Below are 14,270 nucleotides of genomic sequence, written 5' to 3' on the forward strand. Positions count from 1 at the left end.
CGTAGTCCTCTGTTACACAGGGTATATGTCTGAGCTCCGTAAAGGTCAGGTGCGGAACCTGGTGCTGGCCACGATGGCGTTCGCGATCACGTTCTGGGCGTGGAACCTGATCGGGCCACTGGCGGGGAGCTACAGCAGGCGACTCGGATTGTCGCCGACGCAGACGTCGTTGCTGGTCGCGATCCCGGTGCTGGTCGGTGCTCTGGGGCGGATCCCGGCGGGGATGCTGGCCGACCGGCTCGGCGGGCGGCGCATGTTCGCCGCGGTCTGTTTCGTCTCGATCGTGCCCGTGTTGTTCGTCGGGTGGTCGGACTCGTACGGGTGGCTGCTGTTCTGGGGATTTCTGCTCGGCATTCCCGGCACGTCGTTCGCGATCGGCATCCCCTTCGTGAACGCCTGGTACGAGCCCGCCCGCCAGGGCTTCGCGACCGGCGTGTTCGGGGCGGGCATGGGTGGGGCCGCGCTGGCGGCGTTCTGCACGCCGCGCCTGGTGGAGGCCTTCGGGCGGGGGGCTGCCCATGTGCTGATGGCGGCGCTGCTGGCGCTGACCGGCGTGATCATGCTGGGCGGCAGCCGCGACTCGCCCCGCTGGTCGCCCGCCACCGCCTCCGGGCCGGCCGCCCGGGAGGCGCTGCGCATCAAGGCGACCTGGCAGTGCGCGTTCCTGTACGCGGTCGCGTTCGGCGGGTTCGTGGCGTTCTCCACGTACCTGCCGACGTTGCTGGCGAACGTTTACCAGTTCGTTCAGACCGATGCCGGGCTGCGTTCGGCCGGGTTCTCGATCGCGGCCGTGCTGTCCAGGCCACTGGGCGGCACCGCCTCCGACCGGATCGGGGCCGTGCGGGTGTTGCTGATCGCGTTCGCCGGGATCGCGGTCATGGCGCTCGTCCTGGCGTGGCGGCCGCCGCTCGAGGTGCCTGCCGGGGTGAGCTTCGTACTCATGGCCTTCTTCCTGGGGCTCGGGACGGGCGGTGTGTTCGCATTGGTGACCAAGGTCGTCGAGGCCTCCAAGGTGGGCACGGTGACCGGTCTCGTCGGCGCGGCCGGAGGGCTCGGCGGGTACTTCCCGCCGCTCGTGATGGGCGTCGTCTACAGCGCCACAGGGGCGTACACGATCGGGTACATGTTGCTGACGGTGACGGCGTTGGTCGCGCTGGCGTACACGTGGCGGGCCTTCCGTGCGGTCTGACCGCGGACACCCTCCGGTGGAGTTGTGGACGGGACAGTCGCGGGGGCGACGTGCCCTGGAGGTGCGGACGGGGCAGCCTCGGCGGCGACGTGCCCTGGAGGTGCGGGCGGGACAGCCATGGGGGCGACGTGCCCTGGCGGCGTTTCGCATGCTCAGGCCAGGCCGCGCGGGAAAACCGTTTGCTGGGCCGGGGGACATCTTGTCAATCTTGTCGAGCTATGCGCTCCCTTCCTGAGGCCGATCCCGGCGTGCCCGACATCCGCAGCCCGCTCCGCTATCTGTGGTGGACCGCGCGGCGGCAGATGCCATCCCTGCTCGCGGGCATCGGCTACGCGACCCTGTGGTGGCTGGTGCAGGCCTTGATGCCGGCCGTGCTCGGACAGGGCATCGAGGCCGTGACCGCCAAGGACACGCGGGCGCTGCTGATCTGGTCGTCCATCCTGTTCGGGCTCGGGTTGCTGCAGGCGTTCAGCGGAGTCATGCGGCACCGGCTGGCCGTCTACAACTGGCTGGCCGCCGCCTACCGCACCGTGCAGCTCACGGCCAGGCAGGCCGCCAGGCTCGGCGCCACGCTCCCCAAACGGCTCTCGACCGGCGAGGTCATCAGCGTCGGCAACTCCGACATCGCCCACATCGGCAGCTCCATGGACATCCTGCTGCGCGGCGTCGGCTCCGTCGTGGCGATCATCACCGTCACCGTGATCCTCATCTCGACCTCGCTGCCGCTCGGGCTGCTCGTGTTGTTCGGCGTGCCGCTCATGGCCGTCGCGGTCGGGCCGCTGCTCAGGCCCCTGCACCGGCGGCAGGCCAGGCAACGCGAGCTGACCGGCGAGCTGTCCACCAGGGCCGCCGACATCGTGGCCGGGCTGCGGGTGCTGCGCGGCATCGGCGGCGAGCAGGTGTTCGCCGAGCGTTACCGGGAGGAGTCGCAGCGGGCGCGGCAGGCCGGCGTGCGGGTGGCCCGGGTCGAGTCGGTGCTGGAAGGCGCCCAGATCCTGCTGCCCGGCCTGCTCATCGCGGTCGTCACCGGCGTCGGCGCCTCCTTCGCCGTGGCCGGGGAGATACCTACCGGGCAACTTGTCGCGTTCTACCTGTACGCGGTGTTCCTCATCGGCCCCATGCGCACGCTCACCGAGATGGCGGACAAGCTCACCAAGGGGCATGTGGCCGCCGGACGGGTAATCCGCATCCTGTCCCTGGAGCCCGAGGTCAAGGGTGGTCAGGGGAGCAGCCCGGGTGGGGTGCTGCGGGACTCGTACAGCGGGGTCACGGTGCAGCCGGGCATGCTCACAGCGGTGGCCGCGAACGCGCCCGAGGACGCCATCGCCATCGCCGACCGGCTCGGCCGCTACACCGTCGGGGACGTCATGTTCGGGGCGGCCGACCTCGGCACGTTGCCGCTGGATGAAGTCCGCCGCCGCATCCTCGTCGCCGACAACGCCGCCCGTCTCTTCACCGGCCGCCTCCGGGACGAACTGACCATCCGCACCGACCCGGCCCTCCGCACCGACCCGGCCCTGGGCGCCGACCCGGCCGTCCGCGCCGACGCTGGTCCAAGGCCGGACGCCCGCGATGCGGCTCCCGTCCGGATGCGGGCGCTCGTCCGGGCCGACACCCCTGCGCGGCGCGCTGGCCGGCCAGACGGCGGCCGGCCAGACGGCGGCCGGCCAAGGGACGGCGGGTTGGACGACGGCGGGTTGGACGGCGCCATCCGCCTCATCGATGGGGCCGACGGAGAGCCGACCGACGGAGAGCCGATCGACGGAGGGCTGGCCGATGGACGGCTGATCGGTGGAGGGTCGGCCGACGGGCCGCTGATCGATGGGCGGCTGATCGATGGCCGGTTGGTCGACGGCGGATTGATCGATGGCCGGTTGGTCGACGGCGGGTTGGTCGACGGAGGGTTGGCCGACGGAGGGTGGAAGGTGCGGGACGGCGAGGGCGTCGACGGTGAGCGGATGCGCGAGGCGCTCTACACGGCCTGTGCGGACGACATCATCGAAGCCCTGCCCGACGGGCTCGACACGTGGGTGGCGGAGGCGGGCCGGGAGTTCTCCGGTGGACAGCAGCAGCGGCTGCGGCTGGTCAGGGCGCTGCTGGCCGACCCCGAAGTGCTCATCCTTGTCGAGCCCACCAGCGCCGTCGACGCCCACAGCGAGGCGCGCATCGCCGAGCGCCTGGCCACGAGCCGCGCCGGCAAGACCACGCTGATCTGCACCACCAGCCCGCTGGTGCTCGACCGAACGGACCACGTGATCTACATCGAGAACGGCCGGGTGCTCGCCGAGGGCACGCACCGGCAGTTGCTGGACAGCTCGCCTGAATACGCGGCGACCGTCACTCGTGGAGAGGACTGACCCGTGGCCCGTGACATTCTTCCGGTCGCCGACCGGAAGCAGGTGCGCGCATACGCCCGGCGGCTGACGCTCAAATATCCGCGCCCGCTCACCATTGCCCTTCTGCTGCACGGGCTGGCCGCAGTGGCCGGGCTGGTCGTGCCGTGGCAGCTCGGCGCCCTGGTCGAGGACGTCGAGCGCGGCGCCGAGGTCCACGTCACCCTGGTGGCCGCCGCCATCGGCGGGTTCCTGCTGCTGGAGGGCGTGCTCATGCGGTACGCCGTGCTGGCCTCCGCCCGGCTCGGGGAGAAGGTCCTGGCCGAGCTGCGTGAGGAATTCGTGGACCAGGTGCTCGCCCTGCCCCTGTCCACGGTCGAGCGGGCCGGATCCGGCGACCTGATCACCAGAACCTCCCGTGACGTGGACTCCCTGTCGCGCACCGTCCGGCACGCCGTGCCGGAGACGCTGATCGCGATGGTCACCTTCCTGATCACCATGGGCGCGCTGGTGCTGGTCAGTCCGCTGCTCATGCTTCCGATGCTGATCGCGGGGCCGGTCCTCTGGGTGGCCACCCGCTGGTATCTGAAGCGGGCGCGTGACGGCTACCTGCGCGAGAACGCCGCATACGCCGACATGACCGAAGGATTGGCCGAGACCGTCGAAGGCGCCAGGGCCGTGGAGGCGCTGGGCCTCCAGGAGCGCCGCAGGGCGCGTACCGACGGCGACATCAGGAGCTCGTACGCGGCCGAGCGGTATACGCTCGGGCTGCGCGTCAGGTGGTATCCCGCCGTCGAGCTGGGCTACATCATCCCGGTGGTGAGCGCGCTGCTGGTCGGCGGCCTGTTCTACACCAACGGCTGGGTGACGCTCGCCCAGGTGACCGCCGCCGCGCTCTATGCCCAGCAGTTGATCGACCCGCTCGACAGGTTCCTGATGTGGATCGACGAGCTGCAGGTGGGCGGTGCGGCCATGGCGCGCCTCCTCGGCGTGGCCAACGTGCCCGAGGACCGCGTGCCCTCCTCCGCACAGCCCTCGGGTGAGCTGCTGGAGGCCTCCGACGTCAGGTACGCCTACCGCGAGGGCCGCGACGTCCTGCACGGCGTGTCGCTGACCGTCCAGCCCGGCGAACGGCTGGCCATGGTCGGGCCTTCCGGGGCGGGCAAGTCCACGCTGGGACGGTTGCTGGCGGGCATCCACGGGCCGCGCACCGGCTCGGTGAGCGTCGGCGGCGTGCCGCTCGTGGACCTGCCGCTGAACGATCTGCGGGGGCACGTCGCACTGGTCACCCAGGAGCACCACGTGTTCAAGGGCACCGTGCGCGACAACCTCCTGATCGCCCGGCCTCACGCCGACGACGCGGCGGTGCGCAAGGCACTGGAGGCGGTGGACGCGCTCGACTGGGTGCAAGGGCTGCCTTCCGGGCTGGAGACGCAGGTCGGGTCCGGTGGGCTGGCCATCTCGCCTGCCCACGCCCAGCAGCTGGCACTGGCCAGGCTGGTGCTCGCCGACCCGCACACCCTGGTCCTGGACGAGGCCACCTCCCTCATCGACCCCCGGGCGGCCCGGCATCTGGAGCGTTCCCTGGCCGCCGTGCTGGACGGGCGTACGGTGATTGCGATCGCGCACCGGCTCTACACGGCGCATGACGCCGATCGGGTGGCGGTCGTGGAGGACGGGCGGATCAGCGAGCTGGGTTCGCATGATGAGCTGGTCGCCGAGGGCGGGTCCTATGCCGCGCTGTGGTCCAGCTGGCACGGGACATCGACGGTCGCCCGGTCCTGAGGACGGCAGGCCTGTGAGGCGCGGGCACTGCCCGGTCCTGAGGACAGCGGGCCTGTGAGGCGCGGGCACTGCCTGGTCCTGGACGATGACGGTGGGTCGGTAGTCAGCACTTTGCCGGGTGGGAGGGCAGGGTGCGGTCGGTGAAGTAGCGGTTGACGTGGGTGCGGGCGCACGCGTTGTTGCCGTAGAGCGTGTGGCCCGGGCCGTCATGGTAGATGGTGACGCTGCCCGGGACCTGGGACAGGACGCGGGCCACCGCGTCAGACTCGCCCCACGCGCCCGCGCCCAGCATGGGCGGCAGGCCCTTGGGGAGCGGGGCGGGTGGGTTGCTCACCGGCTGTGGCCAGCCGATGCAGCCCAGCGTCGCCGAGGCCATGGTGTTGGCGGTGCCGGTGTTGGGAGCGAGGCGCTGCAGACGGCGAGTCGTGGCGACGGCTTCCTTGAGGTTGGCGAAACGGGGCCAGTCTGCACATTCCGTCACACCGGTGGCCTGGTCGGGGTAGCGGGAGCCGCGAGACGAGACGAAGACCGAGGCATCGCCCTTGGCGGCCTTGCGGATGGCCTCGGCCAGTCCGGGCCAGGCCGTGGAGCCCTGACGGGCGTGGGACAGGGCGAAGGACTGCAGGTCGCGGGCCTTGTAGGCCACGTTGGCGGTCGTGGTGGGGATGGGTGTGCGGTCGGCTCGGGCGATCAGCTCACGCCAAAGGCCGGGGACGTCATCGCAGCCGTTCGCGGCGCACCAGGTGAAGAAGCGCCGCATGGCCTGCTCGTTGGACTTCGCCATTTCCTCCAGCTCGTCGGTCCAGTCGGCGGCGCTGTGGCTCCAGGTGCCGTCGAGGACCATCGTGCGGATCCGGCCGGGGAAGAGGCGGGCGTATGCCTGGCCGTAGAAGCCGGCGTAAGAAGCGCCGTAGTAGTTGAGCGGCTGGTCGCCCAGGGCCTTTCTGATCGCCTCCATGTCTCTGGCCTGGTCCGCTGAGCTCATGTTGGCGAACAGCTCGGGGTCCTTGAGCCGGCATGCCTCGGCGTAGCCGCGGTTGGTGTCGGACAGGCGGCCGAAGTCGGCGTCGTCCTGGGGGAGGTCGGGGAGGGGAATGCGGGTCCAGACGCAGGGCAGGCCGGTGCTGAGACCCTGGAACTGCTCGCCGTAGCCGCGGGTGTCCCAGGTGACGATGTCCATGCGCTTGCGGAGATCGGTCCACCAAGTCGAGGCGGCTGACTGGGTGATGGCGATGCCCGGGCCGCCGGGGCCGCCGTAGGCCACCAGGACAGAGCCTTCCGAGGTGCCGGTGGATCTGAGCCGCCCCAGTTTGAGGGTGATCGTGCGGCCCTCGGGTTTCTTCCAATTGGCGGGGACTCGCAGGTCGGCACACTCCATGCCGATCTTGTCGTTGGGGCAGGGACTCCAGTCCTGGATGGTGGTCACAGTCTCGGCCGGTCTCACCGAGCGAGGTCCGGCCTGCGCCGCCGTCGCCGTCGCCGTCGGGACGCTCACGGTGAGCACGGAAAGGGTGATGAGGATGGGCTTCAGCATGGCGTTAACGATCGCGGACCGGCGGCCGCGGGCGCGTCAGACCAGGGTTTGGTTTTGCCGGGCGCAGAGTCCTACCACGGGTTGTCAGACCCGGCCGGCGCCCGGCGATCGTGGCGGCGGCCAGTCACGAGGTCACGCCCAGTGACTTCTTCAGGAAGTCCACCTGGAGCAGCAGCAGGTTCTCCGCCACGACCTCCTGGGGCGTCATGTGCGTGACGCCGGAGAGCGGGAGCACGCTGTGCTGGCGACCGGCCGCGAGCAGGGCCGACGACAGGCGGAGCGTGTGCGCGGCCACGACGTTGTCGTCGGCCAGGCCGTGGATCAGCAGCAGCGGCCGATCGAGCTTGTCGGCGTCCGCGAACAACGAGGACTTCTCGTACACCTCGGGCTGCTCGTCCGGATGGCCCAGGTATCGCTCGGTGTAGCAGGTGTCGTACAGCCGCCAGTCCGTCACGGGGGCTCCCGCCACGGCCGCGTGGAACACGTCGGGGCGTCGCAACACCGCGAGCGCGGCCAGGAAGCCGCCGAACGACCAGCCGCGAATGGCCACCTTCGTCAGGTCGAGGTCGTCGCCGTATTGCTCGGCCACGCCCTGCAGGGCGTCGATCTGGTCCTCGAGCGCCGGGGTCGCCAGGTCGCCCCGCACCGCCCGCTCGAAATCGGTGCTCCTGCCGGGGGTGCCGCGGCCGTCGGCGACGACGACGGCGAAGCCCTGCTCGGCGAACCACTGGCTCTCCAGGAACGCGCCACGCCGGTTGAGCACCCGCTGCGCGTGCGGGCCGCCGTACGGGTCCATGAGCACCGGCAGCTTGCCTGAGCCCTGCTCGTGCCAGGAGGGGAGCACCACGGCGGTGGCCAGCTCCCTGCGGCCCGAGCGGCCGATCGAGACCCGCAGGTCGAGTCCGGGGCGCTCGGCGAAGGACGGGATGGGCACGGCCATGCCATCGCGGCGGACGACCGTGGTCGACACTCCCTCGGTGTCGAGACTCTGCTCGCTGAGCACGCCCACGCCACCCGCCATCCGCCCCGAGAACACCCCGGAACGGGTCGAGACCGGCAGCAGCGAGTGCCCGTCCCACGTCCACAGCTGGATTTCGGTCGGGTCGCCGCTCGCGCTGAACAACACGCTGTCGTGGTCGACGTCGAGCACGGCCCGCACCTGGAGCGTCGGCGGCGTGACGGCGCGCTCGCCCACGAAGAGGCGGTGACCGCCGTCGGAGGCGGCCACCCAGACCAGCGAACCGTCGTCGAGGTGAGCGGGCACGCCGGTGACGATGTCGACCCAGGCGGGGTCGTTGTCCTGGCGGACGAGGGTGGAGGCGCCGGTCGCCGGGTCGACCGTGAACAGCCGCATCGTCTTCTGGTCGCGGGTCAGCGTCACGATCGACAGCGCGTGGGCGTCCCAGGCGGCTGTCGTCAGGTATTCCTCCGCGTACGGCACCGTGACCCGCGACCCGTCGAGCCCCAGCACGTAGAGCTCGGTGATCGCGTTGGGCGTGCCGGCGGCAGGGTAGCGCTGAGCCGTCGCGGGCCGGTCGGGATTGGCCGGGTCGGCGATGTGCCAGGTGCGCACCGGAGCCTCGTCCACCCGCTCCACCAGCAGCGCGTCGCCCGAAGGCGCCCACCAGTAGCCGCGCATCCTGTCCATCTCCTCAGCGGCGATGAACTCGGCCAGCCCGTACGTCACCGTCTCCGACTCCGGCGTGGCCAGCGCGCGGTCCTCGCCCGACACCAGGTCCTGGACGTGGAGCGCGCCTCCCTTCACGTAGGCGACACGTCGCCCGTCGGGGGACAGCCGGGGGTCGATGACCGCGCCCGGAGTGTCCAGCTTGCGGGCCCGGCCGGTGGCCAGGTCGACGACGTAGAGGCCGCCGGACAGGGCGAAGCAGGCGGTCGTCACACCGGTGTCGGTGGCGTACGCGACCACGCCGCCCGCCGCCTCGCGGCTGCGCTCGCGCCTGGCCCGCTCCTCGGGCGGCAGGTCCTCGTCGTCGCCGTGGATCGTACGAGGGTCGACGACCAGGCGTTCGACGTGCGTTTCCGTGTCGAGCTCCCACAAGCACGTCACCGGGTCGGTGCCCGATCGCGTCCGCAGGAACACCACGCGGCCGCCGTCCGGCGAGATAGTGAAGCCCCTGGGCACCCCGAGGGTGAACCGGCGGGTCCTGGCAGACAGACGCGGAAAGCTCTCGCTCATGGCCCCAATCCTGCCACCGCCGGGCCCATGGCCGGGCCGGGGTCTGAGGAACAGGACCCTGGTCGGTACGCTCGTGGCCATGACGGATCGACGGCTCCTGCTCGTGCACGCCCACCCGGACGACGAGTCGATCGGCACCGGCGCGACCATGGCCAAATACGTCGCCGAGGGCGCCCACGTCACGCTCGTGACGTGCACACTGGGCGAGGAAGGGGAGATCATTCCCGGCGATCTCGCTCACCTGGCCGCAGATCAGGACGACGCGCTCGGCCCCTATCGGATCGGCGAGCTCGAGGCCGCCTGCCAGGCGCTCGGCGTCGAGGACCACCGCTTCCTCGGCGGTCCCGGACGCTGGCGGGACTCGGGGATGATGGGGGTGGCGTCCAATGACCATCCCCGGGCGTTCTGGCGCGCCGACCTCGACGAGGCCGCGGGCGAGCTGGTCAAGGTCATCCGCGAGATACGCCCGCAGGTGCTGGTCACGTACGACGACAACGGCTTCTACGGTCACCCCGACCACATCCAGGCCCACCGTGTTTCGCGCAGAGCGTTCGAGCTGGCCGCGAAGCCGGGCTTCGGCGAGGGCGAGCCGTGGCAGATAGCGAAGCTCTACCACACGGCCCTGCCCAGGTCCGTCATGGGACGCACGGCGGAAGCGCTGCGCGAGGCCGATGTGGACTTCATCACCGAAAACGTCGATGACCTGCCGTTCGGCAACCGGGACGAGGACATCACCACCGAGATCGACGCGCGCCCGTGGATCGGCAACAAGATCGAGGCCATGCGCGCGCACGTCACCCAGATCAGCGTCCAGGACCCGTGGTTCGCCCTGTCCAACAAGATCGGCCAGGAGGTGCTGGGCGTGGAGCACTACATCCTGGCGGTCGGAGTGCCCGGCCGGCCGGTGCCCGGGCCGCCGGTCGAGGCAGGCGGCCTCGGTGAGCCGCACAACCGCGAGAACGATCTCTTCGCGGGCATCCACTAACCTCATTCGACATGGAGCATCGCAGCCAGGCCGAGTCGGCGCTGGGTGGGGCGGCCTACGGCATGCTGTTCGTGCTGGGGATCGTCATGGGGGTCGTGGGCGGGTTCACGCATCCGGTGTGGCAGATCGGCCCGATTCCGGTCGCGGCCGTCGTCTGGATGCTGGCGTTGTTCGGGGTGTGCCTGGGGGCGGGCAAGCTGATGCGCGCACGGCTCGGGGTCGTGACAACGGGGGGCGGGTGGCTGCTGGTGACGATGCCGTTCGCGCTGGAGCTGGGACCCGGTGACCTCGTGATCGCGCACGGCGTTGCCGGCTACCTCTACCTGTACGGGGGGCTCGTGGCTCTCGTTGTGGCCTACTTGCTGTCGCCCTCGTCCGGTGGGGAATCGTGGCTTCTGCGGGGGTATTCTCCAAAGAATCCCATGTAGCGGCATACAGTGACTTCGTGCATTCGATAGAGCGGCCTGTGGACCCTGAGGCATATCGCAAGGTCGTCGGCCGCTTCGCCACCGGAGTCGCGATCGTCACGACCAGGTTCGGCGGCATCGATCACGCGATGACGGTGAATTCCTTCACCTCTGTTTCGCTCGAACCGCTGCTCGTGTTGTTCTGCGCCGAGAAGGTGGCCCGCTTCCACGACGTGGTGCTGGAGACGAGGGTGTGGGGGGTGTCCGTGCTGCCGGCCTCGATGGAGGACGCCTCACGGTTCTTCGCGCATCGAGGGCGGCCGTTGAACGGGCAGCTCACCAAGTGGGCGCACCATCGGGGACATTCGGGGGTGGCGTTGTTCGACGAGGCGATCGCCACGCTCGAGTGCACGACGACGGATGTCCATGAGGGCGGAGACCATTCGATCGTGGTGGGCGAGGTGACCGCGATGGGCACGCCGTCCGAAGAGGCGCCGCTCATGTACCACGAGGGGCGCTACAAGCGCCTCTAGTGCTGTCGGAAGCGGCCCTCGCCCCACCGGCGCCCTGTCCGCCGCGGCGAGGGCGAAGACAACGACGCTGATCAGGATCGCGAAGGCGTTGAGCGAGCTCGGTGTGCGGGTGCTGTCGCCGCGCGGGTGCTGCCACCTGCTGTCGCCGCGCGAGCGGGCGGTGTCTGGGCATGAGCCGGGCCAGGCACGGTGGCCTGGCCCGGGTCAGACGGTCGGTCGTAACTCCGCTGTCACTGAGCGGGAGTGGTCGCCGTCTCCGTCGGTGTCGCGGTTGGTGTCTCCGTCGGGACGCCGGTCGGCGTCTCCGTGGGCGGTGGCGCCGTGTCCGTCGGGGGCTCCGAGGGCTGCTCCGGCGCCGGGCAGACGGGGATCTCCGTGGGAGTCACCGTCGGCGGCAGCGTGTCCGTCGGGGTCCCTGTCGGGGTTTCGGTAGGCGTGTCCGTCGGAGTGGTTGTCGCCGTCTCCGTCGGAGTCACGGTCGGGGTCGGGGTCTCGGTCGGTGGGGTCGTGGGCGTCTCTGTCGGGGTCACCGTCGCCGTCGGCGTGTCCGTGGGGACGTCGGTCGGCGTGGCGGTGTCCGTCGGTGCGGGCTGGCAGGTGACCGTCACCGTCGGACCGGGCTCGGTGACCGTGACCGTGGGGCCTGGCTCCGTGACCGTGACGGTCGGCAGAGGCGTCATGGCGACGGCCGGCTCACCACGCTTCTTGTACGAGCCCCAGCCCAGTCGCTTGATGGATTGTGCTGTTCCTTCAGTGACCGGGATGTCCGCGGTCGCGGTCTTGCACGACCTTCGCTTGCACACTTTCTGCTTGACGCTGAAGATGGCGGCCCCGGTGTACTCAATGGAGACGTCCAGGTAGGACGTGCCTCTCCTCTTGACCACCGCCGTCGTGACGACGTAGTCCTCAGCGGGTGGAGCTTCGGTGGGAGTGGGGGGCGGCGGCGTCTCAGTGGGAGTTGGTGGAGGCGGCGTCTCCGTGGGAGAAGCGGTCGGAGTCGCGGCGGCTAAAGCCACTCGCCCATCGGCAGACGTGTCAGAGAATCGTAGGGGATCGGACGTTGACGTCTGGGTGAACGCGACTCCGCCGGCTCCTGCCAGTGCGACGGTGCCGAGCAGCGCGCCCAGGAGAGAGAATCTCATAATCCTGCTCTTGTAGGAGATTTCAGGACCCTGGCCATTATTCCGACATGTCAAGATTGGTCAAGACTGAGACGCATGGACAGGCGCTTTCGGTTCCGGCGCGTGGCGAACTTCATCAACCTCGCCACTCCGCTCGGTTTGCTGATCTCGATCATCGGTGGCGCCACCCGCCGACCCGGCCCCGACGGCCTCATCCTCGCCTTCGGCTACCGCTACCGCTTCCCCATCGCGGGGGCGTTCACCGTGGGAAACGTCGTCCTGACCAGGTGGGATTCGCTGAGCAACCGGCTCCTGCTGCACGAAGGGCGGCACGCCACCCAGTGGGCCTGGTGCGTCGGATTGCCCATGTTGCCGCTCTACCTGCTGGCCATGCTGGTGTCGGTCATGTTGTGCGGGCACCAGGCGACGTACAACATTTTCGAACGCCTCGCCGATCTCGAGGACGGCGGTTACCCCCGCGCGCCGCTGTGGTGGAGGAGGGGCGGCGGCAGCCAAGGTTGACAGCCTTCAGTCAAGATGATGGCTTGGTTTGGAGGTGCCCGAGGTCGGTAGCGTGTCTCCGAGCTGGTTCGCCGTCAGGGGCGGACACGTATGTTTCCTTCTTGATCGTGTAGGCGTAGCCATCGGCTCGCTGGAGCAGGCGAAGATGCTTGTGCGAGGTGTCGAGGCGGCCGGAGGGGGTCTGTATGGTGTGGTAGCCGGAGGTGCGGACGGAGACCCTGCCGGTGTGGGTTCCGGCGTATTTCCCTTTTGGCACGATCGCGCGCACGAGATCCCCGGTCTGGTAGCCGTGGATCTGCTTGGTGCGGGGCAGGCGGAGCCGGGGGAAACCGAAGGCGTCGGTACGGGTGCGGCAGTATGTTCCTCTCCCGGTGGCGGCGACCACCAGCACTTGGCTCGGCCAAGACACCACGTGGTCGAGTTGGCCGACGTGGAGAGCGTCCAGGGTGTGGGACTTGGGGATGCCGTTGCGGTGGCGGTTCCACTTCGTGCGACCGCCGCTGCCACAGCCTATCGGCAGGACGGTCGCCGCCAACGCTCGGTAGAGCGCTCGGCGGGTGCTATTCACGGCCGTAGCATCCCGCAGTGGTGCCTTGGCGTGGGCGAGCACGCGAGCCAACACCGCCGGGCGGTCGGCCAGGAACGCTCTGACCGGGATGCTGTTCTTGGCCTGGTTACAGGTCACGCACGCCAGGCACAGGTTGCTGATCCGATCCGTGCCGCCTCGAGCGCGGGGCTGGATATGGTCGACGTTCAACGGGACGCCACTCGCTCCGCAGTACGCGCATGCCCGCCCCCATTTGTCCAGCAAATATTCGCGCACTTCATAGCCGTGCAGTGTGCCGTGCTGGTACTCCACACCTTCCAGCGGCCTGCCGGCGACCAGGGCATTGGTGTCGAATCGCACGGTTTCTACATGGATAGCACGTACCGGGACCAGGCGGCGCAACCGCCGCACCCAGCTCATCACGGTCTCCACCCGATGCCTAAGGCTCGGTGGCAGCCAGCCCTGTGGACGGGCGCGATTGGCGAACCGGGGGGCGCGATAGCGCAGGTTGGCCGTGCGGCGACGATTGCGGTAGGCCGAGCGTGCGGTGAGCTTGTCGCGGATCTTATCGCCGCGGTGGTCGAGCTGGATGCTATATAGGCCGAACCGGATCCTGTCACGAGCCTGGAACACGCTGATGCCGGTGTGCCGGCTGCCCGGGTCGATGCCGACCTCCACACCCTCGACCTGTGACTGCTCCGCGGTGCGGTCCTTCAGCCGGATGGCGAAGGGCGTGTGCCGGGCCACGACCGCCCGTCCCGCCGTCAGGAGCTTGCGTGCGCGGGCGGGGTGGCACGGGTCTAGCGGCGTGCCATCCGAAGCGAGGACGAACACGCGGGGTGCGGTCTCACGACCGCGTGCTCCGCTTGCGCGGGTGACGCCCGCGCCGCCAGGTGAGGCGGCGTGGGTCTCCCCTCGACCATGTTGGGCACTCCGCTGCCTGAGGGCCTCCGCGCCCCGTTTCGTCCCTGCTTCAGGGGTGTCTGCTGACGCGGATTCCAGGGTCCGCCGCTGAGGAAGCACGGCGGAGTGGATCTGCTGACGTGTGTCCAACGTAGCCACCAAGGTCACCTCCTTGTGCGTGGTGGCTGGGTCTGGTCACTCCGACCCGCGCCGA

Annotated in this window: 11 protein-coding genes; 7 read left to right on the forward strand and 4 right to left on the reverse strand. The window is 69.9% G+C overall.

The window, feature by feature from the left end; all coding sequences use genetic code 11:
- Positions 1 to 25: 25 nt before the first annotated feature.
- From ACTWQA_RS20465 to ACTWQA_RS20475, 3 genes are all read left to right on the forward strand, one after another.
- Entirely contained in the window at positions 26 to 1,189 is a 1,164-nt protein-coding gene (locus ACTWQA_RS20465) for an MFS transporter (RefSeq protein ID WP_443160760.1), read from the forward strand.
- 218 nt (positions 1,190 to 1,407) lie between these two features.
- Positions 1,408 to 3,546, forward strand: coding sequence for an ABC transporter transmembrane domain-containing protein (locus tag ACTWQA_RS20470; RefSeq protein ID WP_443160761.1), 2,139 nt, complete (start codon positions 1,408 to 1,410; stop codon positions 3,544 to 3,546).
- 3 nt (positions 3,547 to 3,549) lie between these two features.
- A complete protein-coding gene (locus tag ACTWQA_RS20475; protein WP_443160762.1) occupies positions 3,550 to 5,307 on the forward strand; it encodes an ABC transporter ATP-binding protein in 1,758 nt (585 codons plus the stop codon).
- Between the two features lie 103 nt (positions 5,308 to 5,410).
- Here ACTWQA_RS20475 and ACTWQA_RS20480 read toward each other — a convergent pair whose 3' ends face one another.
- Both ACTWQA_RS20480 and ACTWQA_RS20485 read right to left on the reverse strand, forming a co-directional pair.
- Entirely contained in the window at positions 5,411 to 6,841 is a 1,431-nt protein-coding gene (locus ACTWQA_RS20480) for an alpha/beta fold hydrolase (protein WP_443160763.1), read from the reverse strand.
- A gap of 124 nt (positions 6,842 to 6,965) precedes the next feature.
- Positions 6,966 to 9,038: a prolyl oligopeptidase family serine peptidase gene (locus ACTWQA_RS20485; protein WP_443160764.1), complete on the reverse strand. Its 2,073-nt coding sequence runs from the start codon at positions 9,036 to 9,038 to the stop codon at positions 6,966 to 6,968.
- A 79-nt stretch (positions 9,039 to 9,117) separates the two neighbouring features.
- Between ACTWQA_RS20485 and mshB the strand changes: the two genes are divergently transcribed.
- The 3 genes from mshB to ACTWQA_RS20500 are packed head-to-tail and all read left to right on the forward strand — an operon-like array spanning position 9,118 to position 10,963.
- Positions 9,118 to 10,023 carry an N-acetyl-1-D-myo-inositol-2-amino-2-deoxy-alpha-D-glucopyranoside deacetylase gene (gene mshB, locus ACTWQA_RS20490; RefSeq protein ID WP_443160765.1) on the forward strand — a complete coding sequence of 302 codons (906 nt, stop codon included), beginning with the start codon at positions 9,118 to 9,120 and terminating at the stop codon, positions 10,021 to 10,023.
- Positions 10,024 to 10,034: 11 nt separating this feature from the next.
- Positions 10,035 to 10,451: a DUF6113 family protein gene (locus ACTWQA_RS20495; RefSeq protein WP_443160766.1), complete on the forward strand. Its 417-nt coding sequence runs from the start codon at positions 10,035 to 10,037 to the stop codon at positions 10,449 to 10,451.
- A 17-nt stretch (positions 10,452 to 10,468) separates the two neighbouring features.
- Positions 10,469 to 10,963 carry a flavin reductase family protein gene (locus ACTWQA_RS20500; protein WP_443160767.1) on the forward strand — a complete coding sequence of 165 codons (495 nt, stop codon included), beginning with the start codon at positions 10,469 to 10,471 and terminating at the stop codon, positions 10,961 to 10,963.
- 230 nt (positions 10,964 to 11,193) lie between these two features.
- Here the strand turns inward: ACTWQA_RS20500 and ACTWQA_RS20505 are convergent, their stop codons facing one another.
- Positions 11,194 to 11,847 (reverse strand): hypothetical protein, encoded by a 654-nt coding sequence (locus ACTWQA_RS20505; protein ID WP_443160768.1) that lies wholly within the window; start codon positions 11,845 to 11,847, stop codon positions 11,194 to 11,196.
- A gap of 333 nt (positions 11,848 to 12,180) precedes the next feature.
- On the opposite strand from ACTWQA_RS20505, the gene ACTWQA_RS20510 reads away from it, so the two are divergent.
- Positions 12,181 to 12,606: a hypothetical protein gene (locus ACTWQA_RS20510; protein ID WP_443160769.1), complete on the forward strand. Its 426-nt coding sequence runs from the start codon at positions 12,181 to 12,183 to the stop codon at positions 12,604 to 12,606.
- Between the two features lie 10 nt (positions 12,607 to 12,616).
- On the opposite strand, the gene iscB is transcribed toward ACTWQA_RS20510, so the two are convergent.
- The gene (gene iscB, locus ACTWQA_RS20515; protein ID WP_443160770.1) at positions 12,617 to 13,987 is read right to left on the reverse strand and encodes an RNA-guided endonuclease IscB; all 1,371 of its coding nucleotides are present in this window, start codon (positions 13,985 to 13,987) and stop codon (positions 12,617 to 12,619) included.
- Between the last annotated feature and the right edge of the window lie 283 nt (positions 13,988 to 14,270).

Source organism: Nonomuraea sp. 10N515B (assembly GCF_052245915.1).
In the GTDB taxonomy this organism is placed as follows: domain Bacteria; phylum Actinomycetota; class Actinomycetes; order Streptosporangiales; family Streptosporangiaceae; genus Nonomuraea.

What these genes read in the sequence shown, in the direction of transcription:
- ACTWQA_RS20465 (WP_443160760.1), top strand. Translation starts at nt 26, where the DNA reads ATGTCTGAGCTCCGTAAAGGTCAGGTGCGGAACCTGGTGCTGGCCACG.
- ACTWQA_RS20470 (WP_443160761.1), top strand. Translation starts at nt 1,408, where the DNA reads ATGCGCTCCCTTCCTGAGGCCGATCCCGGCGTGCCCGACATCCGCAGC.
- ACTWQA_RS20480 (WP_443160763.1), bottom strand. Translation starts at nt 6,841, where the DNA reads ATGCTGAAGCCCATCCTCATCACCCTTTCCGTGCTCACCGTGAGCGTC.
- ACTWQA_RS20485 (WP_443160764.1), bottom strand. Translation starts at nt 9,038, where the DNA reads ATGAGCGAGAGCTTTCCGCGTCTGTCTGCCAGGACCCGCCGGTTCACC.
- mshB (WP_443160765.1), top strand. Translation starts at nt 9,118, where the DNA reads ATGACGGATCGACGGCTCCTGCTCGTGCACGCCCACCCGGACGACGAG.
- ACTWQA_RS20495 (WP_443160766.1), top strand. Translation starts at nt 10,035, where the DNA reads ATGGAGCATCGCAGCCAGGCCGAGTCGGCGCTGGGTGGGGCGGCCTAC.
- ACTWQA_RS20510 (WP_443160769.1), top strand. Translation starts at nt 12,181, where the DNA reads ATGGACAGGCGCTTTCGGTTCCGGCGCGTGGCGAACTTCATCAACCTC.